The organism is Pseudomonas sp. JC1203, from assembly GCF_056175065.1.
On sequence record NZ_JBWCAM010000013.1, the window covers coordinates 41,718 to 63,826 of the forward strand.

Annotated in this window: 21 protein-coding genes; 13 read left to right on the top strand and 8 right to left on the bottom strand. The window is 66.2% G+C overall.

Annotation, left to right across the window (positions count from 1 at the left end; translation table 11 throughout):
- Positions 1-12: 12 nt before the first annotated feature.
- Positions 13-717, bottom strand: coding sequence for an energy transducer TonB (locus AC0SZ7_RS19420; RefSeq protein WP_475505907.1), 705 nt, complete (start codon positions 715-717; stop codon positions 13-15).
- Positions 718-1,474: 757 nt separating this feature from the next.
- Between AC0SZ7_RS19420 and AC0SZ7_RS19425 the strand changes: the two genes are divergently transcribed.
- Positions 1,475-1,975: a GNAT family N-acetyltransferase gene (locus AC0SZ7_RS19425; RefSeq protein ID WP_475505908.1), complete on the top strand. Its 501-nt coding sequence runs from the start codon at positions 1,475-1,477 to the stop codon at positions 1,973-1,975.
- Positions 1,976-2,021: 46 nt separating this feature from the next.
- Here AC0SZ7_RS19425 and deoC read toward each other — a convergent pair whose 3' ends face one another.
- Both deoC and AC0SZ7_RS19435 read right to left on the bottom strand, forming a co-directional pair.
- A complete protein-coding gene (gene deoC / locus AC0SZ7_RS19430; RefSeq protein WP_475505909.1) occupies positions 2,022-2,684 on the bottom strand; it encodes a deoxyribose-phosphate aldolase in 663 nt (220 codons plus the stop codon).
- A gap of 93 nt (positions 2,685-2,777) precedes the next feature.
- The gene (locus tag AC0SZ7_RS19435; RefSeq protein WP_475505910.1) at positions 2,778-2,918 is read right to left on the bottom strand and encodes a hypothetical protein; all 141 of its coding nucleotides are present in this window, start codon (positions 2,916-2,918) and stop codon (positions 2,778-2,780) included.
- Positions 2,919-3,094: 176 nt separating this feature from the next.
- Between AC0SZ7_RS19435 and AC0SZ7_RS19440 the strand changes: the two genes are divergently transcribed.
- Genes AC0SZ7_RS19440 through AC0SZ7_RS19455 form a run of 4 tightly spaced genes read left to right on the top strand, consistent with a single transcriptional unit; the run spans position 3,095 to position 4,931 of the window.
- Positions 3,095-3,415 carry a YXWGXW repeat-containing protein gene (locus AC0SZ7_RS19440; RefSeq protein ID WP_475505911.1) on the top strand — a complete coding sequence of 107 codons (321 nt, stop codon included), beginning with the start codon at positions 3,095-3,097 and terminating at the stop codon, positions 3,413-3,415.
- Between the two features lie 45 nt (positions 3,416-3,460).
- Positions 3,461-4,027, top strand: coding sequence for an RNA polymerase sigma factor (locus AC0SZ7_RS19445; RefSeq protein WP_475505912.1), 567 nt, complete (start codon positions 3,461-3,463; stop codon positions 4,025-4,027).
- On the top strand, positions 4,027-4,461 hold the full coding sequence (locus tag AC0SZ7_RS19450) for a hypothetical protein (protein WP_475506056.1): 435 nt from the start codon (positions 4,027-4,029) through the stop codon (positions 4,459-4,461). The genes AC0SZ7_RS19445 and AC0SZ7_RS19450 overlap by 1 nt, the downstream gene beginning before the upstream one ends.
- Entirely contained in the window at positions 4,458-4,931 is a 474-nt protein-coding gene (locus AC0SZ7_RS19455) for a periplasmic heavy metal sensor (protein ID WP_475505913.1), read from the top strand. The genes AC0SZ7_RS19450 and AC0SZ7_RS19455 overlap by 4 nt, the downstream gene beginning before the upstream one ends.
- A 127-nt stretch (positions 4,932-5,058) precedes the next feature.
- Here the strand turns inward: AC0SZ7_RS19455 and AC0SZ7_RS19460 are convergent, their stop codons facing one another.
- Both AC0SZ7_RS19460 and AC0SZ7_RS19465 read right to left on the bottom strand, forming a co-directional pair.
- Entirely contained in the window at positions 5,059-6,342 is a 1,284-nt protein-coding gene (locus AC0SZ7_RS19460; RefSeq protein ID WP_475505914.1) for an MFS transporter, read from the bottom strand.
- A gap of 141 nt (positions 6,343-6,483) precedes the next feature.
- Positions 6,484-7,386, bottom strand: a complete 903-nt coding sequence (locus AC0SZ7_RS19465) for an AraC family transcriptional regulator (RefSeq protein WP_475505915.1) — start codon at positions 7,384-7,386, stop codon at positions 6,484-6,486.
- Between the two features lie 121 nt (positions 7,387-7,507).
- Between AC0SZ7_RS19465 and AC0SZ7_RS19470 the strand changes: the two genes are divergently transcribed.
- The gene (locus AC0SZ7_RS19470) at positions 7,508-8,008 is read left to right on the top strand and encodes a hypothetical protein (protein WP_475505916.1); all 501 of its coding nucleotides are present in this window, start codon (positions 7,508-7,510) and stop codon (positions 8,006-8,008) included.
- A gap of 42 nt (positions 8,009-8,050) precedes the next feature.
- Here AC0SZ7_RS19470 and AC0SZ7_RS19475 read toward each other — a convergent pair whose 3' ends face one another.
- From AC0SZ7_RS19475 to AC0SZ7_RS19485, 3 genes are all read right to left on the bottom strand, one after another.
- The gene (locus AC0SZ7_RS19475; protein ID WP_475505917.1) at positions 8,051-8,815 is read right to left on the bottom strand and encodes an alpha/beta fold hydrolase; all 765 of its coding nucleotides are present in this window, start codon (positions 8,813-8,815) and stop codon (positions 8,051-8,053) included.
- Between the two features lie 104 nt (positions 8,816-8,919).
- Entirely contained in the window at positions 8,920-9,402 is a 483-nt protein-coding gene (locus tag AC0SZ7_RS19480; protein WP_475505918.1) for a cytochrome P460 family protein, read from the bottom strand.
- Between the two features lie 15 nt (positions 9,403-9,417).
- On the bottom strand, positions 9,418-10,449 hold the full coding sequence (locus AC0SZ7_RS19485) for an alpha/beta fold hydrolase (protein WP_475505919.1): 1,032 nt from the start codon (positions 10,447-10,449) through the stop codon (positions 9,418-9,420).
- A gap of 187 nt (positions 10,450-10,636) precedes the next feature.
- Here AC0SZ7_RS19485 and AC0SZ7_RS19490 point away from each other — a divergent pair, with 187 nt between their 5' ends.
- From AC0SZ7_RS19490 to AC0SZ7_RS19520, 7 genes are all read left to right on the top strand, one after another.
- On the top strand, positions 10,637-11,380 hold the full coding sequence (locus AC0SZ7_RS19490; RefSeq protein WP_475505920.1) for a response regulator: 744 nt from the start codon (positions 10,637-10,639) through the stop codon (positions 11,378-11,380).
- Positions 11,377-12,687, top strand: coding sequence for a sensor histidine kinase (locus AC0SZ7_RS19495; RefSeq protein WP_475505921.1), 1,311 nt, complete (start codon positions 11,377-11,379; stop codon positions 12,685-12,687). The genes AC0SZ7_RS19490 and AC0SZ7_RS19495 overlap by 4 nt, the downstream gene beginning before the upstream one ends.
- A gap of 330 nt (positions 12,688-13,017) precedes the next feature.
- On the top strand, positions 13,018-13,521 hold the full coding sequence (locus tag AC0SZ7_RS19500) for a sigma-70 family RNA polymerase sigma factor (protein WP_475505922.1): 504 nt from the start codon (positions 13,018-13,020) through the stop codon (positions 13,519-13,521).
- An 80-nt stretch (positions 13,522-13,601) separates the two neighbouring features.
- Positions 13,602-14,564 (top strand): FecR family protein, encoded by a 963-nt coding sequence (locus tag AC0SZ7_RS19505; RefSeq protein WP_475505923.1) that lies wholly within the window; start codon positions 13,602-13,604, stop codon positions 14,562-14,564.
- 117 nt (positions 14,565-14,681) lie between these two features.
- On the top strand, positions 14,682-17,483 hold the full coding sequence (locus tag AC0SZ7_RS19510) for a TonB-dependent receptor plug domain-containing protein (RefSeq protein ID WP_475505924.1): 2,802 nt from the start codon (positions 14,682-14,684) through the stop codon (positions 17,481-17,483).
- 30 nt (positions 17,484-17,513) lie between these two features.
- Positions 17,514-20,288 carry a M16 family metallopeptidase gene (locus AC0SZ7_RS19515; protein WP_475505925.1) on the top strand — a complete coding sequence of 925 codons (2,775 nt, stop codon included), beginning with the start codon at positions 17,514-17,516 and terminating at the stop codon, positions 20,286-20,288.
- Positions 20,285-21,964, top strand: coding sequence for an ABC transporter ATP-binding protein/permease (locus AC0SZ7_RS19520; RefSeq protein WP_475505926.1), 1,680 nt, complete (start codon positions 20,285-20,287; stop codon positions 21,962-21,964). Before AC0SZ7_RS19515 ends, AC0SZ7_RS19520 begins: the two co-directional genes overlap by 4 nt.
- The last annotated feature ends 145 nt before the right edge of the window (positions 21,965-22,109 follow it).

Genomic DNA, 22,109 nt, shown 5'->3' on the forward strand with positions numbered 1-22,109 from the left:
GGGGTGACGCGGTCAGCTGTCGAGCTGGAACCGCAGCGGCACGATCACGTACACCGACATGGCCCGGCCGTCCTCGCGGTACGGCTTGAACAGCGCCGCCCGGGCGGCTGCCCTGCCCGCCTCGTCGAGGCTGCCGAAGCCTGAGGAACGCAGCACATCGATGTGCCCCGGCTTGCCGCTTTCATCCACCAGCACACGCAGCACCACGGTGCCTTCGTTGCCGTCCTCGCGGTCACGGTCGGGGTACTGCGGCTCGGGGGCGCGCAGGTATTCCACGCCATGGGTGATGGTTTTCGGCGGTGCCGGTGGCGGCACGGGTGCCGCGGCCACGGCAGGCGCTGCCGCCGGGGCTGCCACCGCCGTGCTGGCTACCGCCGGCGCCGGCGTTGGCGCGGGCGCAGCCACATGCCGTGGTGCCGGGGCCTTGGCCACAGGCTTGGGCACCGGCCGCGCCACGGGGGTGGGCGGCGGTGGCGGCGGCGTCACCGGTGCGGCGGGTGGTTGTGGCGCAGCCGCCGGGGCTGGCGCGGGTTCGTTGATCACCGACGCATAAATAGTGCGCGGCTGGCTGACGGCAAGCGGCGTGGGCGCCTGACGGGCAAACCAGCTCAGCGCCAGCACGTGCACGGCCACCACGGCGGCCACCTTGACGGCGCGAGCCGGTAGCTTGGTGGGCACCGTGGGTAACGGCATGGGGGTGCTGATTGCGGTGTGCATCGTCGTGGTTCTCCCACCCTGGCGGGTGTGCCAGGGACTGCTGTCCATTTGCGCTGCGGCGGGCCGCGGGGTGTCTGGCCCGGGGCGCCGTTTGTGGGGGCAGATGGTAGGTAGTGCATATGACAGGTGGGTTACGGCAGGGAGAAGTAATTGGTAATGTTTCGCTTACATATCCCCAGGGGGTAATACGCAGCAAAGCTGCCACGCTCGTGATCTGCTTGTGATCTGCTTGTGATCTGGCTTGTGATCTTGATCTGGCTCTTGATCTTGATTGTATGCCCCGTAAAGCGCCCGGGCCGACTGGAGGCGTCGATCAACGGGCTGCCCGTAGGGCCGAGGCCGCAGGCCGAAGAGACGGTAACCCGCAGGCTTCTATAGCGGGTGCCGTCTGCCCGTTGAGCGATGCCGGAAGGAGGGGACCCGTAGCGCAGCGTAGGGCCCAAGCAGGGGCAAGCGTTTTTTGCTTACTTTTTTTGGCGTCTGAAAAAAAGTGAGTCGGCGTAAGGCCGAAACGGTCGGTGGTCGCACCGCGAAAATGGATATATTCGAAATCGCCGAAGCGGGAAACCAAATCCGCTACGCCGTGGACCGCTCGGCCAACACCTCCAGTCGGCCCTGGCGCTTTATGGGGCACACAATCAAGATCAAGAGCCGCACGGGATCAAGGTCAAGGTCAACAGCGGTTCGCGGCGTGCTCACGCTTTACTGGCATGCACGCCATCGGCAAACTGCACTTTTTTTGCCCCGGAACCCCACCATGGCCCACCCCAACCAGCCCCTGCAAATAACTCGCTTCCAGCCTACCGACGAACCCGCCGTAATCAACGTCATCCTACCCATCCAGCAAACCGAATTCGGCATCCCCATCACCGCCGCCGACCAGCCGGACCTGCGCGCCATCAGCGAGTTCTACCAACAGGGCAACGGTGATTTCTGGGTCGCCAGGGCCGGCGAAGCAGTGGTGGGCACCATCGGCCTGAAGGACATCGGCGAAGGCCGCGCCGCCCTGCGCAAGATGTTCGTCGCGCAAGCCTATCGCGGCGCCGCGTACGGCACCGCCTCACGCCTGCTCACTACGCTGCTGGAGGCTGCCCGTGCACGCGGCGTGCAGCAGATCCTGCTGGGCACCACCGCACAGTTCCTCGCCGCGCACCGCTTCTACGAAAAACACGGCTTCCACGAAGTGCCCAAGCACACCCTGCCCGCCTCGTTCCCGCTGATGGCCGTGGACAGCAAGTTCTACGCCCTCGACCTCTGACAATCACCCATACCGGCTGCGACGCGGTGGGCCTTGGGGCATACAGTCAAGCGCCGCTGACGATGGCGACGCTGGCGCTGCAGCCCAGGCGCGTTGCGCCCGCCTCGATCAGCGCCAGTGCCGTGGCACTGTCACGCACCCCGCCCGACGCCTTGATGCCAATGCCCGGCCCGACGATGCGCCGCATCAAGGCCACGTCCGTCACGGTCGCCCCGGCCTTGCTGAAGCCGGTGGAGGTCTTGACGAACGCCACGCCCAGGTCGCGGCAGATTTCGCAGGCGCGGATTTTCTGGATGTCGTCGAGCAGGCAGGTTTCCAGGATGACTTTCAGCGGCACCGTCCCGCACGCGTGCAGCACCTGGGCGATATCCTCGCGCACATGGTCAAACAGGCCTTCCTTGAGCCAGCCGATGTTCAACACCATGTCGATTTCGCCGGCACCGGCAGCAATGGCGCATTCGGTTTCGAAGGCCTTGGCCTGGCTGACGCACGCGCCCAGCGGAAAGCCCACCACGGCGCACACTTTCACCCCGCTGCCGCGCAGGCGCTGCGCCGCGTGGTAGACCTGCGTGGGATTCACGCACACCGCGTGGAAGCCATGCTGGCGCGCCTCCTGGCACAGCAGGGTGACCTGGGCACTGGAGGCATCGGCCGCCAGCAGTGTGTGGTCGATCATGGCGGCCAGGGCGGCACAATCCAGCTTGCTCATCACGGGTGCTCCTGCGGGTAATTAGCGTGCCAGCGCGAAACTAACACACCCTGGCCCCGCCCATCACCCGTGGGACGCGGCCGGAGGCCGCTGCTACGCTAGATTGGCGGCCTCAGAGGGTTGTTCGATGGCCCCATACCGCCAGCAGCAATGGCGATGGCCGGGGGCAAACACACAACCGCTCACGCTGGTCAGCATGATCACGGTCAACAGCACGGCAAGGCGGCGGGTCATGATGGTATTCCTCTGGTTGGGGCAAGCGCCCATGGCGGGCGGTTACTGTTTTGAACGCCGGACGGGGGTGAAATCCGTCGCCGAAAAAAATTTCATTTTCGTGCGACGGATTGCGCCGGCACGGCCGTTAAACCCATCAGCAGCGTTCACTGTGGAACGCGCCTGAAGGAGTTGTCATGAGACTTGCCCGACCTCTGGCCAAACTACGCTATGTCTTGATCATCCCGTTTGCCCTGGCCTCGCTGATGAGCGTGCCGGCGTTCGCCGAAACCGAGATCATCATTCGCCAGGCACCACCGCCACCGCGCGCCGAAATGTTCCCCCGTGAACGCCCCGGCTACGCCTGGGACCAGGGCCACTGGCGCTGGGCCGGCAACCACTACGAGTGGATACCGGGGCACTGGCAACCGGTGATGCGCGGCGGCCACTGGATTCCCGGCCACTGGGCGCAGCGCGGCCCGGGCTGGCGTTGGGTGGATGGCCACTGGGCCCGCTGAGGCCTTCTTTGAGTTGACGCCCCGCCCACTCACCGAGACGCGCGATTGAACGAAACTGACCCGGACGTGGAGTTGCTGGCCCGCATCGGCAACAACGAACCGGCGGCCGTCAACGAGATGGTAACGCGCAAACTGCCGCGGCTGCTGGCGCTGGCCAGCCGCCTGCTGGGCGATGCCGACGAAGCCCGCGACGTGGCCCAGGAAAGCTTCCTGCGCATCTGGAAGCAGGCCGCCCGATGGCGCCCCGGGCAGGCGCGGTTTGACACCTGGCTGCACCGGGTAGCGTTGAACCTGTGCCACGACCGCCTGCGCCGCCGCAAGGCGCAGCCGCTCGACGATGACACGCTGGCGGAGCTGGCCGACCCGGCCGGCACGCCCGAGGACCAACTGCACGCCAACGACCGCAGCGAACGCATGGCCGCCGCCCTTGCCGCCCTGCCGGAACGCCAGCGCGAGGCCATCGTGCTGCAGTATTACCAGGAACTGTCGAACATCGAGGCAGCGGCGCTGATGGACATCAGTGTCGAGGCATTGGAAAGCCTGCTATCGCGAGCCCGGCGCAACCTGCGCAACCAACTCGCCGAAACGGTTGGCCCGGGGAGGGACACATGATGACGCCCGAACGTTTTGCTTACCTGGCCGATGCCTACGGCGCCGACCTGCGCCGCTGGCCTGCCGCCGAGCGCCAGCCGGCGCAGGCACTGCTGGACAGCGGTGATGCCTGCGCCCGCGCCAGCCTGGCCCAGGCGCAGGGCCTGGACAGCCTGCTGGACAGCCACCACCTGCCGGCGCCCCACCCCGCCCTGGGTGCGCGCATCGCCGCGTCAGCCAACCTGCCGGTGCGGCGCCCGCTGTTCAGCGGCCATCACACCCTGTGGTCGCGGCTGGGGCTGTTGGGCGTGGGCGTGGCCGGCATCGCCGCGGGCATGCTTGCCGTATCGTTGAGCCTGGCCACGGGCAACGGCGCCGAGGCCTTGCCGAGCATTTTCGACCAGAACGATGCCGAGATCGTCTACACCATCAGCACCGAGGACAGCGAACAATGAGTGACGCCCGTAGCCCGTTGAAGCCCTGGCTGACCGCCTCGCTGGTGCTGAATATTTTCCTCATTGGCGGCGTCGCCGGTGGCCTCTACCAATGGCTGGCGCACCCCGCGCCCGTGGTCGGCCCGGTGGTGCAGCACGGCCTGCGCCAGGTGATGGTGCAACTGCCCGTGCAGCGCCGCCACGAACTGCGCCGCCTGCTGCGCGAGACCCGCGAGCAAAGCCAGCCGCTGATTGTGGCTGGCCGCCAGGCGCGCCAGGACGTGATGCAACAACTGCGCGCGCCCACCCTGGACCGCGACGCCCTGGTGGCCGACCTGGGCCGCGCCCGCGACGCCGACCTGGCCCTGCGCGCCCGGGTGGAAACCAGCCTGGCCGACTTCGCCGCAACGCTGCCTGCGGACGAACGCGAACAGTTGGCGAAGTCCATGTACCTGCGTGGCCAGGGCAAGGCCAACAAGCCGCAACCATGAGGCGACGGATTTTCCCGTCGCCGGCGTTAAACAACTGTCTTGTGGGAGCTGGCTTGCCAGCGAGCTTTTATGGCCCCACCAGCTCGCTGGCAAGCCAGCTCCCACAGGATGTAGCAGCGGCGGGGTATCAGGCCGACCGTGCCTGTGCCCGGACGCCGCCTGCGGCAGCTGCTACGGGGGTGCCGGGTTCTTTCAGGAGGATGAAATAGGCCAGCGCCGAGCAGGTCGCCACCACCGCGCTGATCACGAACGCCGACGAGAACGAGCCGCTCTGCTGCACGCTGAAACCGGTGAGAATCGGCGCAATGGAACCAGCCAGGTAACCGCCGAAGTTCTGGATGGAACCGAACGACGCCACCCGCTCCGACGGCACGATGGTGTTGACGATCATCCACGCCGTGGCGCTGGAGATGTTGATGAAGAACAGCGCCGCGCACAGCAGGGCCACGCACGCCGCCAGGTTGCTGGCGAAGGCGACGATCAGGGTGAACAGCGCCCCGCCCAGCAGGCCGGTGATGATCACCAGCTTGCGGCTGGCCAGCACCTTCATGCCGCGCGCCACCAGGGCGTCGCAGGCCTTGCCCGCCACCACCGTGCCGGCGGCACCGAACAGGTAGGCCAACGACACCACCCACGCCGTGCGGTACAGGTCCAGCCCGTGGGCTTTTTCGAAGTAGCCGGGCATCCAGGTCAGGTGCACCCAGATCATGTAGATCACGCCCATGAAGCCCAGGAAAGCGCCCCAGGTATTGCGGTCGCGCAGCAGCGCCGACCAGCGCAGCTTGGGCGCGACCTTCGCCACCACTGGCTGTGGCTCGGCACGGCCGGTCTCGGCCATGTACTGCGCCTTGCTCTTGTAGAAGGTGAACCAGCACGCCGCCAGCACCAGGCCGATGATGCCGGTCAGCACGAACATGCCGCGCCAGCCCAGGTGCACCATGAACAACGTCAGCAGCGGCGGCGCCAGGCACGGGCCGATGCAGGTGGCCGACCACACCCAGCCGGTGGCGGTGCCGCGCTCCTGAGTGTCGAACCACTCCGACAGTGCCTTGGCCGCCGAGGGGAACACCGGCGCCTCGCCGATGCCCAGCAGCACACGCATGCCCAGCAGGTTGCCGAAGCCGCTGAACAGGCCGAACGCGGCCTGCGCCAGCGACCACACAATCAGTGAGCCGCCCAGCGCCAGCTTGCTGCCCAGGCGGTCGATCAGCGCGCCCATGGGCAACTGGGAAAACGCATAGGCCAGGGAAAACGCCGACAGCAGGAAGCCCATCTGCGTGGGGCTGATGGCCAGGTCGTGCTGGATGGAGGTGTTGGCGATGGACAGCGCGCTGCGGTCCAGGTAGTTGACCACGCCGATCATGAACAGAAAAACGATGGTCAGCGTCTTGAAGCTTTTTATTGTTTTCATGACACGCCTCTTTGAGCGGTTGACGCCTGCATGCCGGGGGCACGGGCGTCGTTGCACTCTAGTCAGCGTGATGGGGTTTGCCCAATGACAACATTCCATTGAACGATAACCTGGGGTTATTGGCGCCCCATTACCGCCACCTCACCCCTGCCCGTCATCGGCGGCGCAGGCGTTGTCGTCACGCGGTGCGCGGCCGAAAAAAGCCTTGTAGGCGCGACTGAACGCGGCTTCCGATTCATAGCCCACGGCAAAGCCAACCTCCCCCACCCGGTGCCGGCCCTGCAGCAGCATGGTTTTCGCCAGCGCCAGGCGCCACTCGTTCTGGTAGCGCAACGGTGGCCGCCCCACAAGTGCGTTGAAACGCTCGCAGAAATTGGAGCGCGACATGCCGGCAATCGCTGCCAGCGCAGCGATGCTCGACGGCTGGCCGGGCGCTTCGTGAATGGCTTTCAACGCCCGCGCCACGCGGGGGTCGGACAAGGCCTTGAGCCAGCCCGCAGCCGCGCCTTGTTGCACCCACGTGCGCAGGATGCGAATGACCACCAGGTCGATGAGCCGCGACACCATCAATGCCCCGCCCGGTTGCGTGTCGTTGGCTTCCAGCAACATGAAATGCAGGATGCCTTCCGACCACGCCGCAGCGTCGGCATGGCTGAGGTGAATCAGCCACGGCAGGCTGAACACCATGGCTTCGAAGCTGCTGGCGTCGAACCAGAACCGGCAGACCACGACCTCGGCACGCCTTTCGCCCGCCGTGATGTCCAGCCCCGACAGCGCGTGCGGCAACAGCAGGATGTCGCCCTGCCGTACTGTTTTTGCGGGCTGATCGCCGTGGCGAATGTGCAACTCACCGTCGCGCAGCATGCACACATGGGCGCTTTTTTCATCCAGCACCAACGCGTCCCCCGCCTGCAGCACGGCCGAATAGACGCGGTCCCCTGTCAGGCGAATTTTCGCCAGCACCTGGGACAGCAAGTCCGCCGCAGCAAAACCTTTCAACTGCATTTCCGGATGAATGATCAAGCTTTCAAGGGAATCCGTCATGTCTGCTGGGCCATGCCATGGTTAATCTGAGCCACAAGCATATCGCTTTTCAGGCGACATCGGCACACGGCCGCCACGCAGGCGACTGTGCCTTTCATCCAACTTCACGGAAGCTATTCACATGTTCGGCATTTCCCCCCTTGGCTGGCTTCACACCCTCGGCAGCCTGCCGGCGATTCCGCTGGCCGCCTACATGTTCTGGCGCCATGGGCGCATCGTGCCGCGCTCGACCCCAGGGCTGCTGTACCTGGTGTCGATGGTGATCGGTGCCTGCACCGTGTTCCTGGTGGCCCACCAACCGGTCAGCAACATCATCGGCGCGGTGACCCTGGTGGTGCTGCTGACGGGTTATGCCGCGGGGCGCCTACCATGGCTGGGGCGCGCGGGGGTTTACCTGGAAACCATCCTGCTGAGCCTGACGGCGTTCTTGCTGATGGTGCCCACCGTGTCCGAAACCTTGCGCCGTGTGCCGGACGGCCACCCCATCGTGACCGACCCGCACGCACCGCTGCTGGTGGGTGTGCAAGGCGGCCTGCTGGTGCTGCTGATCATCGGCGTCAGCGTGCAGGTGCTCTATTTGCGCAGGGCAGGCAGGACGACTGCGCAACCGGCCTGCGGGTGAAGCCCAGGTCATAGAGCGACATTTGCAGCAAGACTGAGCCCCTCAACCCGCTGCCGCCGCCGTCTCGATCAGCTTCGCCACCGCGCCGGGGTGCGAGACCATCACCACGTGGGAGCCGCCCTTTACCACCTCCACCGCCTTGGCCGCCGCGCGCTTGGCCATGAACGCCATGGCCTGGGGCGGGATGTTCTTGTCGTGGTCGCCGTAGATGTACCACGACGGAATGTGCTTCCAGGCAGCCGCGTCGGTCTTCTCGTCAAGCGCGCCTTGGGCCAGCGGGCGCTGGGTGGCGGCCATCAGCGCGGCCTGGGCGGCGGGCACGTCGGCGGCAAACTGGTCGTGGAATTTGCCCTGCTGGATGTACAGGTCCTTGCCGCCGTCGGCCAGGCTGACCGGTGGCGCCAGGGTTGGGCCCAGGGTGCTGCCGGGGAACTGGCCCACTAGCTGCGCCACGCTTTCGCCGGCGTCGGGGGCGAAGGCGCTGACATACACCAGCGCCTTGACGTTGGCCTGCTGGTCGGCGGCGCTGGTGATCACGTTGCCGCCGTAGGAATGGCCCACCAGCACCACCGGCGCGTGAATGCTGCTGACCAGGTTGGCCACGGCGGCCGCGTCGTTCTTCACCCCGCGCAGGGGGTTGGCGGCGGCCACTACGGGGTAGCCGTCGTGTTCGAGGATTTTCACCACGCCGTTCCAGCTGGAGGCATCGGCGAAGGCGCCATGCACCAGGACGATGGTGGGTTTGGCCGGTTCGGCGAAGGCCGACAGGCAGACGGAACAGGCCAGTGCAGCGATGACTTTTTTCATGGGTGACTCCGTATTGAAGTGATTCACAGGTGCCTTGGACGCGGCCTTTGGCCGCTGCTACGCGGGTTGCCCGTAGCAGCTGCCGAAGGCTGCGTCCAAGGCGGTCACGGGGCAAAACGGGTAAACACCAGATCATGGTCCTGCACCTTGGCCTGGTGGCAGGCATAACAGGTCTGGTGCTGCGCCGCGTCCGCCGGCTGGCCGTTGATGAAGCGGCCGAAACCCCAGCCACCGGTGGCGGCATAGCGTTTCGAATCCTTGACCATCACCTGCACCGTGGTGGCCGCGCCGGGGATGGACGCTGGCTCGAACTCCGGCGACTGCACATGCTTCCAGGCCAGCTTGACCAGCACCGTGCCGTCGGGGAACGGCTGGGTGCCAGCTTCGTAAGCCTTGATGGCGGTGTCGTTGCCCAGCACCGCACGCAGTTCGTTCAATGGCGCGGCCTCCTGCGCCGGGGCTACCAATTCCCACTTGCGGTAGCCATCAGGCAGCGCCACGCCGTAGATCGGCGACAGCGGGCCTGCGGCCAGGGCCGCGCCACTGGCGGCCAGGGCGCAGCCCATCACGAGTGACTTGAATTTCATGACGCCTCCGTGCGCTTACAGATGATCAGCGTCGACGATGGCCTGGGCAAACGCCTGGGGCGCCTCTTGCGGCAGGTTGTGGCCAATGCCGCCGCTGATCAGGCGGAAGTCATACTTGCCGGTGTAGCGCTTGGCGTAGGCCTCGGCGGGTGGGTGCGGGGCGCCGTTGGCGTCGCCTTCCAGGGTGATGGTGGGCACGCTGATGGCCGGCGAAGTAGCGAGTTTCTGCTCCACGGTGGCGTAGCGCGCCTCGCCCTTCACCAAGCCCAGGCGCCAGCGGTAGTTGAAGATCGACACCGGCACGTGGTCGGGGTTTTGCAGGGCGGCGGCGCTGCGGTCGTAGGTGGCGTCGTCGAAGTTCCACTTCGGCGAGGCCAGCTTCCAGATCAGCTTGGCGAAGTCGTGGGTATTCTTTTCATAGCCCAGGCGGCCACGCTCGGTGGCGAAATAGAACTGGTACCACCATTGCAGTTCGGCGGCCGGTGGCAGCGGCGCCTTGCCGGCTTCCTGGCCACCGATCAGGTAGCCACTCACCGCCACCAGTGCCTTGACGCGTTCGGGCCACAGCGCGGCGACGATGTCGGCGGTGCGCGCGCCCCAGTCGTAGCCGCCCAGCACCGCCTGCTTGATGTGCAGGGCGTCCATGAAGTCGATCAGGTCCTGGGCCAGGGCGGCGGGTTCGCCGTTGCGCGAAGTCTTGGCCGACAGGAAGTGGGTGTCGCCGTAGCCACGGGCGTACGGGATCAGCACGCGGTAGCCCTTGCCCGCCAGCGCCGGCGCCACGTCGGCGTAGCTGTGAATGTCGTACGGCCAGCCGTGCAGCAAAATCACCACCGGGCCATCGGCCGGCCCCACCTCGGCGTAGGCCACGTCCAGCAGCCCGGCCTTCACGTGTTTCAACGCGCCGAACGAGGTGTGGCTGCCCACGGCGATGGGCGCGATCTGGTTGGCGGCGGTTTCGGCGGCGTTGGCGTTGGCCCAGGCGCCGAGTTGCAGCACGGCGGCCAGCACGGAGACAGCGAACGGTTTGGACAGAGTCTTGTACATGGTGGAGCTCCTTGGCGTGGTGTTCTCGATGGCGCTATTTGGCCCGCCACATGTGTTCGCCATGTTTCGCCAGCGGGCGGCAAAAGCCGGGTTATGTATCGGGCCCAGCTCCAGATACAAACAGATACATTAGCCCCTGCTCGCCTTGCTAGACTGGCCACCACTCCCCTGATGCAAGGACGCCGCCATGGACTCCCGCGCCGACCACGTATTGATCGTCGACGATGATCGTGACATCCGCGAGCTGGTGGGCAACTACCTGAAAAAGAACGGTTTTCGGGTGACCCTGGCCGCCGATGGGCGGACCATGCGCAGCTTCCTGGAAGCCGGCCAGGTGGACCTGATCGTGCTGGACATCATGCTGCCCGGCGACGATGGCCTGGTGCTGTGCCGCGAGCTGCGCGCCGGCAAGCACCGCTACATTCCCGTGTTGATGCTGACTGCCCGCGACGACGACACCGACCGCATCATTGGCCTGGAAATGGGCGCCGACGACTACCTGGTGAAGCCGTTCGTGGCCCGCGAGCTGCTGGCGCGCATCAACGCCGTGCTGCGCCGCACGCGCATGCTGCCGCCCAACCTTGTGGTCAGCGAACAATCGCGGCAACTGGCCTTCGGTGTGTGGCGCCTGGACACCACGGCGCGGCACCTGCTGGCCGCCGACGATTCGGTGGTGGCCCTGAGCGGCGCCGAATACCGCATGCTGCGGGTGTTCCTCGACCACCCGCAGCGGGTGCTGAGCCGCGACCAGCTGCTGAACCTGACCCAGGGCCGCGACGTCGACCTGTTCGACCGTTCCATCGACCTGATGGTCAGCCGCCTGCGCCAGCGCCTGCTGGACGATGCCCGCGACCCGGCCTACATCAAGACCGTGCGCAACGAAGGCTACGTGTTCAGCTTCCCGGTGCAACTGCTCGGGGACGCGCCGTGAAGTACCAGCTGCGCTGGCCGCGCACCCTCGCCTCGCGCCTGTCGCTGATTTTCCTTACCAGCCTGGTGCTGGCCCAGGGCCTGGCCGTGGCGCTGCAGGCGTACGAGCGCTACAGCAGCGCCAAGACCCTGATGCTGGGCAACTTCGAGCGCGACGTCGCCACCTCGGTGGCCATCCTCGACCGCCTGCCAGCGGCGGAACGTCCGGCCTGGCTCAAGCGCCTGGAGCGCCCCAACTACCGCTACCAGCTGGACGAAGGCGTGCCCGGCCAGGCCATGGACAGCGCCAGCGAACCCACCTCGGTGCAGTCCATGCGCATGACCCTGGCGCCCGACTACGCCCTGAGTTTTCGCGACATTCCCGACAGCCGCCCACACTACCAGGCCCACCTGCGGCTCAAGGACGGCCAGCCGCTGACCATCGACGTGCGCCCCTCGGTCAGCCCGGTGTCGCCGTGGTTGCCGGTGACCCTTGCCGGCCAACTGGCCTTGTTGCTGGCAGCCACCTGGCTGGCGGTGCGCACCGCTATCCGCCCGTTGACGCGCCTGGCGAAGGCAGTGGACAACCTCGACCTCAAGCAGCACCCCGTGCACCTGGATGAACAGGGGCCCACCGAGGTGGCCTACGCCGCCATCGCTTTCAACAGCATGCAGGGCCGCATCGCCGCCTACGTCAAAGAGCGCGTACAACTGCTGGCCGCCATCTCCCACGACCTGCAAACCCCCATCACCCGCATGAAACTGCGCGTGGAGTTCATGGACGACAGCCCCGACAAGCACAAGCTGTGGAACGACCTGGGCGAGATTCAACACCTGGTCAAGGAAGGCGTGGCCTACGCCCGCAGCACCGAGCCGTCCAGCGAAGCCAGCTGCCGCCTGCAACTGACGCCCTTCCTGGAAAGCCTGGTGGGCGACTACCACGACACCGGCAAGGACGTGCAACTGGCGGCCGAAGGCAACCTGCTGCTGGACACCCGCCCCCAGGCGCTGCGCCGGCTGCTGACCAACCTGATCGACAACGCGCTGAAATTCGCCGGCGCAGCCCAAGTGCAGGTGGTGACGGAGGGCGGCTGCACCCTGCGCGTGCTGGACCGTGGCCCGGGCATTCCCGAAGAGGCGTTGGCGCAGGTGCTGCAGCCGTTCTACCGGCTGGAAAGCTCGCGCAACCGCGACACGGGTGGGACCGGCTTGGGGTTGGCGATTGCGGTGCAGTTGGCCGAGAGCCTTGGGGGGACGTTGCGGTTGTATAACCGTGAGGGTGGGGGGTTGTGTGCGGAGGTGATGTTGGGCCTCAACTCGGCCACGTAGCCGCTGCCGCCAGGCTGCGCTGGCCCCCTGCCTCACTGGAGATTTTCAGGGTTCACGCAGCCTGCGGCAGCGGCTACAAGCGCTTGCCGGTCACCTGCCCACCGTTGAACCTGTCGCTGGAAGAAGGTTGCGCGGTGCTTGAGGATGGTTGAGGGGCGCTCGATTTCCCCAACCCTACACACCTCAAGCCAGCCACCTGGCGGCCCAGATACCCTCACAGAAACATCTCCAAACAATTCCCCCGAAAACCGCAAACCTCATTGTTGATAATGAATATCATTTGAAATAGCATGCGCGGCTTTCCAGCCCCTTCGTAGAGCCCCATCCCCCGTGAATGCGCGCGCTGACACACTCAGCCTGTACCTGACCCACCGTCCGGCCTTGATCGACTACGCCGCGCACATCACCGGCTGCCGCGCCCGTGCCGAAGACGTGGTGCAGGACGCCTGGCTGCGCTTCGGCGACCGCCTGGATGACTCGCTGGCCATTCACAACCCGGTGGCCTACCTGTACCGCGTGGTGCGCAACCTGGCCTACGACCTCACCCGGCGCCTGGCCACCGAACGCCGCCAGCCCGACGGCCACGACGCCTTGGACGGCCTGGAAGCCAAGGACGCCGGCCCCGAGCGCCAGGTGGCCGGCCAGCATGAACTGCAAGCGCTGAGCGATGCCTTGGCCGAACTGCCCGAGCGCACGCGCCTGGCCTTCGAGATGCACCGCCTGGGCGGTTTCACCCTGCAGCAGATCGCCGAAACCCTGGGGGTATCCACGGCCCTGGTGCACCAATTGGTGCATGACGCACTGGCCCATTGCATGGAGCGTCTGGAGCGCTGATGAATACCCCCGACCATAGCCGCGGTACACGGGATATGCGACCCTTGCCCCTTTTGCCTGCCACGGAAGCCCCCTGCCCCATGACCGACAAGGACCCGGCCAGCCACCTGCGCGACACCGCCCTGCACTGGCTGATGCGCGTACAGCAAGCGCCCGACGATGTGGCCGTGCACAGTGCCTTGCAGCAGTGGCTGGAAGCCGACCCGGCGCACGCCGCCGCGTACCAGAAGGCCCAGCGCGTCTGGCAATTGACCGGCCAGTTGCTGCCCTCGACCACGGCGCAGTGGCCGCAGCCCATCGCCGAAGTGGTAACGCTCAAGCCACGACGACGCTGGCCCCAGGTGCTAGCTGCCGGCCTGGCGGCGTGCCTGGTGGTGGCCTTGGCCCCGCGCCTGTGGCTGAACCTGCAGGCCGACTACCGCACAGGCGTGGCCGAGCAACAGCGCGTGCCATTGCCGGACGGCAGCGTGGTGCGCCTGGACGCTGGCAGTGCCATCAAGGTGGCCTTGGGCGAGCACCGCCGCGACGTGACCCTGCTGCGTGGGCAGGCGTTTTTCGAAGTGGCGCCGGATGCAGCGCGGCCGTTCCATGTGCAGGCAGCGGGCCTTGACGTGCGCGTGACCGGCACGGCGTTCAACGTTGAACTGCAGCCAGACGGGCAACGGGTGGCAGTGGACCATGGCTCGGTGCAGGTCACCGACAGCCGCCAACAGCTACTGAGCCCGGGCCTGACCGCCGGGCAGACCCTGCGCGTGGACGAGCGCAGCCATGCCGTTACCCTCGCCCACGTGCCGGTCAGCCAGGTGGCGCCGTGGCGCGATGGGCAACTGATCGTCGACAACCAGCGGCTGGGGGACGTGATCCGCACGCTTGAGCGGTATGTGCCCGGGCGGATTGTGCTCAATGATGCCGGGCTTGGGGACCTGCGAATCACCGGGCTGTACAACCTGCGCGAGCCTGGGCTGGCGTTGCAGGCGATGCTGGGTGCGCATGGGGGGCATGTTCGAAAGGTGGGTGGGTATCTATGGATCGTGTCGCGCTAAGCCCCCCTCCCTGATTTTATTTTCATCTTTTTCTGAAAATCGTTTGCGCTGTCGCGTCATTGGCCTCGTACATCAACTGCGATCAATTCGCATTCAAGATTGGCACGGGGAATCACCATGGCACAGCTGCACCACAGGCGCGAACTCAACCGTCTGCGCATCCTCGGATTTTGCGCCGCATTCAGCGCCTTGCCGTTGAACGCCGCCGAGCTGGACAACCGCCGCGACAGCGAACTGCAAGCCAGCCGTGGCTTTGACATCCCCGCCCAACCGCTGGCCAGCGCGCTGATCAGCTTCGGCCAGCAAAGCGGGCTGCAGGTCAGCATCGACTCGCTGCTGCTGGCCGACCACAGCTCGCGCGCCGTCAGCGGTAACCTCAGCAACGCCGAAGCCCTGGACCGCCTGCTCAGTGGCAGCGGCATCGGCTGGGACTACGTCTACGGCAGCATCATCCTGCGCCGCGCCGAAGCGCTGCAAGGCGCCAACCAGCCGGTCGAGATCGGCAACACCGTGGTGCTGGGCAACCCCGAAAGCAACGGTTACCTGGGCGAAACAGTGATCGGCGAACAGGCCATCCACGCCTTTCCCGGCGCCAACGGCGACATCACCACCCTGCTGCGCATGCACCCCTCCGTGCAGTTCAACAACAGCCAGCAAAGCTCCAACACCCCCGGGGAGATCGCCCCTGCGGACATCAGCATCAACGGCGCCAAGTACTACCAGAACAACTTCATGATCGACGGCGTGTCGATCAACAACGACCTGGACCCCGGCGCCCATGACTACAGCGCCGTACGCCAGTTCGACGCCGCGCCCAGCCGCTCCCACGGCATTGCCCTGGACGCCGACCTGCTCAAGGAGGTGCACGTCTATGACAGCAACGTGCCAGCCGAGTACGGCGGCTTCAACGGCGGCGTGGTGGACGCCATTACCCGCCAGCCGACGCAGGAATTGCACGGCAAGCTTTCGGCGTCCATGACTCGCTCCGCGTGGACGCGCTACCACATCAGCGACGAAGACCAGGACAGTTTCGCCAACAGCTCGGACGAGCAGTACCAGCCCGACTTCGACAAGACCACCGTGCGCGGCACCCTGGAAGGCCACCTGACCGACGACTTCGGCGTGCTGCTGAATTTCTCGCAGAAGCGCTCCACCATCGGCCTCAATGCCTACGCCGACGGCTACCAGAGCACCACCCAAGGCAACCAGAAAGACCAGACCCGGCGGCAGGACAACTACCTGATCAAGACCCACTGGAACATCAACGAACGCCTGACCCTGGACAGCTCGTTCACCTACGCCCCCGAAGACAACACCTACTTCGTCGCCAACCGCAATGACTCTGCCTGGACCACCCACAACGGCGGCTGGCAAGGCACATTCAAGGGTGTGTACGACGGCGATGCCGCCACCTGGACCAACAAACTGGCGGTGACCGACCTGACCAGCTCGCGCGAGTCGCAGGCCAACAACATCGCCTGGTGGTACTGGTCCGAAGCCAAGAACTGGGGCAACCCCACCAGCAGCAACGCACGCAGCATCGAAGGCTCGTTTGGCGACCTCAATCAGCGCCAGCAAAGCCTGAGCTGGTCGACCAAGGCCGACTGGTTCCCCTTGCAGGTGCTGGGCCTTGAGCACAACTTCACCACTGGCATCGAGCTGTCCCACACCCACGCACAATGGGAGCGCCCCGAGGAGGTCAATGCCATCACCAACTTCCGCCGCGACGACGGCACCACCTGCAGCAGCGGCGACAGCACCTGCTCGGTCAGCCCGCTGCTCAACGGCAGTACCCGCCAGTATGCGAGCACCTGGCTGGTGTACCAGGCCGGCACGATCGAAGTGGACGAAAACAAATACGCCTTCTACCTGCAGGACAAAGTGCAGTTGGGCAAGCTGGGCCTGCGCCCCGGCCTGCGCCTGGAGGGCGACGACTACATGGAAAAGAAAACCATCGCCCCGCGCTTCGCCGGTGACTATGACGTGTTCGGCGACCGCAGCACCGTGGTGGTCTTCGGCGCCAACCGCTACTACGGGCGCAACCTGTTCAAATACCGCCTGGCCGACGGCCGCAACGCCTTGATCACCACCAACACCCGCAGCAGTTACACCGGCGCCTGGACCAGCACGGTGCAGAAGAACACCAACAAGTTCTCGACCCTGGACATACCCTACGACGACGAGTTGATGCTGGGCCTGGACCAGCGCTGGCTGGCCGCCGACTGGCGCCTGAAATACGTGCGCCGCATGGGCAAGGACAAGGTGGTGCGGGCCAGCGCCAAGACCCAGGACCTGCCCGCCGACAGCAATTTCGCGACGACCTGGTACACCTACACCAACGAGGGTTCCAGCGTCAGCGACAACGTCAGCCTGACGGTGACGCCGGTGGAGGAAATCAAGTTCGCCGACACCAGCACCAGCCTGCAATTGGCCTTCGACTGGTCGCGCACCCAAGACGCCTACGGCGATTACGATTCGGTGGTTTCCGCCAGCCAGTATGTCGATGCCGACGTGATCTACGACGGCACGCGCATGAAGTACAGCGAACTGCCCGCGGCGAATTTCAACCGGCCGTGGACCGCGCGCCTGACCGCCGTTACCGAGCTGCCGCGCTGGCACCTCACCCTCAGCAACTTCCTGCGCTACCGCGGGCCCTATGACCAGATCACCAGCACCGGCGACACCGTCGACATCGACGGCGAAAGCCTGAGCGTCTACGGCAAGAGCCGAGTCGCCGGCGCGCCCACCTGGGACATGCGCGTGCACTGGGAGGTACCCACCGGCCCGCAGCAGGCGGTGTTCGCCTCGGTGGACGTGACCAATGTCATGGACAAGGTCAACGGCATCGTCAGCAGTTCGGGCAGTACCTCCTATGAGACCGGCCGCCAGTTCTGGCTTGAAGTCGGCTACCGCTTCTAACCGTATCGCCCTACTACACGAGATAACCTGATGAAATTATGGATGACGGGCCTGCTGGGCCCGGTGCTGCTGTGCGCCTGCACATCGTTGCCCACCGCCGGGAAGCCGGTAGCCTGGGACCCTGCCGTGGTGCAGGGCACCCTGGCCAACGGCTTGCAATACCGCCTGGTGCGCGCCACCGATGACCCCGGCCGCCTGGACCTGCGCCTGACCGTCAAGGCCGGCTCCGTGGATGAAAGCGAACAGCAGATCGGCGTCGCCCACCTGGTGGAGCACCTGGTGTTCTACAGCCACGGCCAACAGCCCGGCACTGTGCGTGAACGCATGCAGGCGCTGGGCTGGGAACAGGGCAAGCACTTCAACGCCCAGACCAACTACGACCGTACCCAGTACCTGCTCAGCCCCAGCCGTGGCGTGGCGCAGTTGGACCAGGGCCTGCAGGCACTGAGCGACCTGGTGTTCGCCGCCGACTACCGCGCCACCGACCTGGACCACGAGCGCGCCATCGTCGTCGAGGAGTGGCGCGGCGGCCTGGGCGTGGCCCAGCGCATGAACCAGCAACGCACCGCCTCGCAACGGGTGGGCTCGCGCTACCCGGCCCACCGTACCATCGGCAACGAAGCAGCCATTGCGCAGGCCCCGCTGCTGCAATTGCAGGCCTTCCAGCAACGTTGGTACCAACCACAGAATATGGTGCTGAACGTGGTCGGTGACATCGATCCGGCCGCCGTGCTGGCGCAGGTGCAGCGTAGCCTGGGCGCCCAACCGGGCAAGGCCCTGCCGCCCCGCGACAACCGCGACCTGCCGCTGGACAACCGCCTGAAGATCTTCCAGTTGCAGGACAGCCAGAGCGGCAGCAGCCAGGTGGCGCTGTTGTTCCGCCTGCACGAAAGCGCCAGCCGCCAGCCAGGCACTGAAGGCCTGCGCCAGCGCCTGATCGATCGCCTGACCCTGGCCGCGCTGGTGGCCCAGTTGCAGCGCCAGCCCAAGGCCGACGGCGTGCGCAGCCTGACGGCGCAGAAAACCACCATCGGCGATTACTCCACCGTGCTGGGTATCGCTGCAGGCGTCGAGCCGGGCCAGCATCGCCAGGCCTGGACGCAATTGCTGGAAGAAATCGAACGGGCGCGTCGTCATGGCCTGCAACGCTCGGACGTCAACGCCGAGCGCGAACAGGTGCGCGCCATCGCCCAGCGCATGCTCGCAGCACCCGACAGCCGCAGCTTCCAGCAGTGGGTCAACGACCTCAACGATGTTGCGATCACCGACAAGCGCGTGCAAAGCAAACACGCCATCGCCACCGCTTACCTGCAAGTGCTGGACAGCATCAGCCTCGACGATGTCAACCAGCGCCTGCGCCTGTGGACCGACACCCCGGACCAGGTGATGCAACTCAGCGCCCGGGGCCTCACGGCCGTGCAGATTCCTACCGTCAGCGAGATTGAGCAGCAGCGCGCGGTGTTGCGTCAGCAGCCGATTGCCGCTGCACAGCCACAAGCCAGCGCGGCCGTGGTTGCGCCCCTGCCGGAACTGCCGGCGCCTGCGGCCCCTGGGCATGTCACCCAGCGCCACTCGTTCCCCAACGAACACGTCGAACACTGGAACCTGAGCAACGGCGACCGCCTGGTGTGGCTGCGTCGCAATGGTGCCGCGGGCCAATTCCAGCTCAAGGCACAGTCGTCAGCCGGCTACGCCCTGAAAGACATTGCCCCATGGCGCGCGCAGATGGCCCTGCAATTGGCCCAGGAAAGCGGGCCGGACGGCTGGGACGCTTCGGTGCTCAAGCGCTGGCGCCAGGCCCATGCTGTGCCATTGTCCACGGAGCAACTGCCGCAACGCCTGACGATGAGCCTGAGCGCCAAACCCGATGCGCTGCCCCAACTGCTGCAAAGCTACCGCCTGAGCCAGGCGGCAACCCGGATCGCCCCCCAGCTCTTCAACGCTGCGACGACTGAATTGGCCGGCCGCCTGCCCCAGCAAGCCAACGACGCCGCTGCCGCGCGGCTGAGCGAGCTGCGCCACGGGCCTCAACCGACTGTGACGCCCCAAGCATTGGAGGCCTTGCAGGTCGAGGACCTGAACGCCGACTGGCAGCGCCTGGCACAGGCTCCCGTGACGTACTACTTGATGGCCGACGTGGAGCCTGCCCAGCTTGAGCCATTGGTGAACCGCGAACTGGCGTCGATCCCTCGCGGCCCCGCGTTGCTTGGCCAACCCGCCCTGCAACGTCCGGGGCAACGCACGGCCACCCTGGACATTGCCCTGGAACCCCGCGCCCGCGTTACCGCCGAGCGCTACAGCGCCCTGCCCTGGGCACCCGCCGACGCGGTCGGCATCGCCCTGCTGCGCGACCTGGCCAACCAGCAGCTCAAGACCGCCCTGCGCACCCGCGCCGCCGGCATCTACCGCCTGGACTTCACCGCCGAGCTCAACCCCGATACCCAGCGCATCGAAAGCCGCCTGGGCTTCACGTGCGACCCGGCACGGGTGGAGGAACTGTGGCAATTGGCGACCCAGACCCTGGCCCAGTTGCCGCGCAACCTGGACGTGGCGCAGCTGCAACGCCTGCGCCAACAGCTGGTGCTCAAGGAACGCCTGCGCCGCGACGACCCCGACACTCAACTGCGCCGCCTGATATTGAGCGAGCAGCGCTGGGGCGACCCGCGCTACCTGGGCCAGCAAAGCAGCCTCGTCGCGCCCCTGGACATCAAGCGCCTGCAGCAACTGGCGCAGCGCCTGGCCGCCGATGACAACAGCGTCCGCCTGCACGTACTGCCCGCCGCGCAAACGGCGGTGCAGCCATGAACGTGCTGCGCACCTTCGTCCGCCTGGCCAGCCCGTTCTGGCGCAGCCGCCAGCAATGGCTGGCCTGGGTGATGCTGGCCAGCCTGATCGGCATGGGCCTGCTGCTGGTGCAGATCAATGTGTGGATCAACGCCTGGAGCAAGACGTTCTACGACACCCTGGGCCAGTTCGACACCGCCGCGCTGTACGCCCTGATGACCCGGTACATCGGCTACCTGGCCTGCTACGTGGCGGTCACCGTGTACCTGGACTGGCTGCGCAAGGCCCTGGAAATCCGCTGGCGCCGGGCCATGACCGAACACACGTTGACCGCCTGGTTCCAGCACCAGGCCTTCTACCGCCTGGGCCTGGACCAAGGCCCCGACAACCCTGACCAGCGCATCGCCGAGGATATCGACCTGCTGGTGACGCGCAGCATCACGCTGCTGGTGTCGTTCGTGGCCAACCTGGCGCAGGTCGGCGCGTTCGTGCTGATCCTCTGGCAGTTGTCCGGCGTGCAGGAGTTCGAGCTTGGCGGGCATACCCTCACCGTGCACGGCTACCTGGTGTGGATCGCCGTGGCCTACACCGCCATGGGTACCCTGGTCACCCACTTCATCGGCGCCCCGCTGAAAGGGCTGGACTATGACCAGCAACGTCGCGAAGCCGATTTTCGTTCGGCGCTGATGCACAACCGCGAACATGCCGAACAGATCGCGCTGTACCGCGGTGAAGGCGCCGAGCAGCACTACCTGCGCGCGCGGTTCCAGGCGATTGCCGACAACTGGCGGCGGCTGATGGACCGGCAATGCCGGCTGGGGCTGTTCACCGTCAGCTACGACCGCGTCAGTCTGATCATCCCGGTATTCGCGGCGCTGCCCGCGTTTCTGGCGAAGACCATCACCCTGGGCGGCCTGATGCAGATCCGCAGTGCATTCAGCGCCGTGCAGGGCTCCCTGAGCTGGTTTATCAAGATGTACTGGCGCCTGGCGGAATGGAGCGCCACGGTGGAGCGGCTGGGGCAGTTTCAGCAGGCCATGGACAAGCATCGGGCACACACGGCGGCTGTGGTCGGGGCTACCCTGCGGCTGGAAGGGCTGCGCGTGCTGTACCCCGATGGGCAGCCAATGACAGCGCCGGTCACCGCATGCATCGCGCCAGGGGAATGGGTGCGGCTGGCGGGGGCCAGTGGCGTGGGCAAATCCAGTTTGTTGCGCACCCTGCATGGGTTGTGGCCGCATTTCGAGGGGCGCTGGCAGGTGCCACCAGGGCGTTCGCTGGTATTGCCACAGACGCCGTATCTGCCGGTACTGCCCTTACGCGAGTTGCTGGCCTACCCCGATGTCGAGGTGCCAGGGGATGAAGTATTGCGCCAGGCGTTGGTGGCGGTTGGGTTGCCGGTACTCGCCGAGGACCTGGCGCAGTGCGCGCAGTGGGCACGGCAGCTGTCTGCTGGCGAGCAACAGCGCTTGTCGTTGGCGCGGGCGTTGGTGCACCGGCCGGACACGTTGTACCTGGATGAGGCTACCAGCCACCTCGACGAGGCCTCGGCGGTGCGCTTGATGGGGGTAGTGCGCGAGGCGCTGCCCCGCTGCCGGGTTATTGGGATTACCCATCAGGGATGTTTGATGGCGGTGTTTGATCGCGCCATCAACCTGCATGGCACGCACCAACGGGCCCAGGCCCAACCCGCCTGAAAAGCGACAACCCGTAGCCGCTGCCGAAGGCTGCGCTGGCCCCCTGCCTCGCTGGAGATTTTCAGGGTTCACCCAGGCCAGCGCAGCCTGCGGCATCGGCTACAAGCGCTTGCCGGCCGGCTATTTTGTAGGACATTTCCCAAAT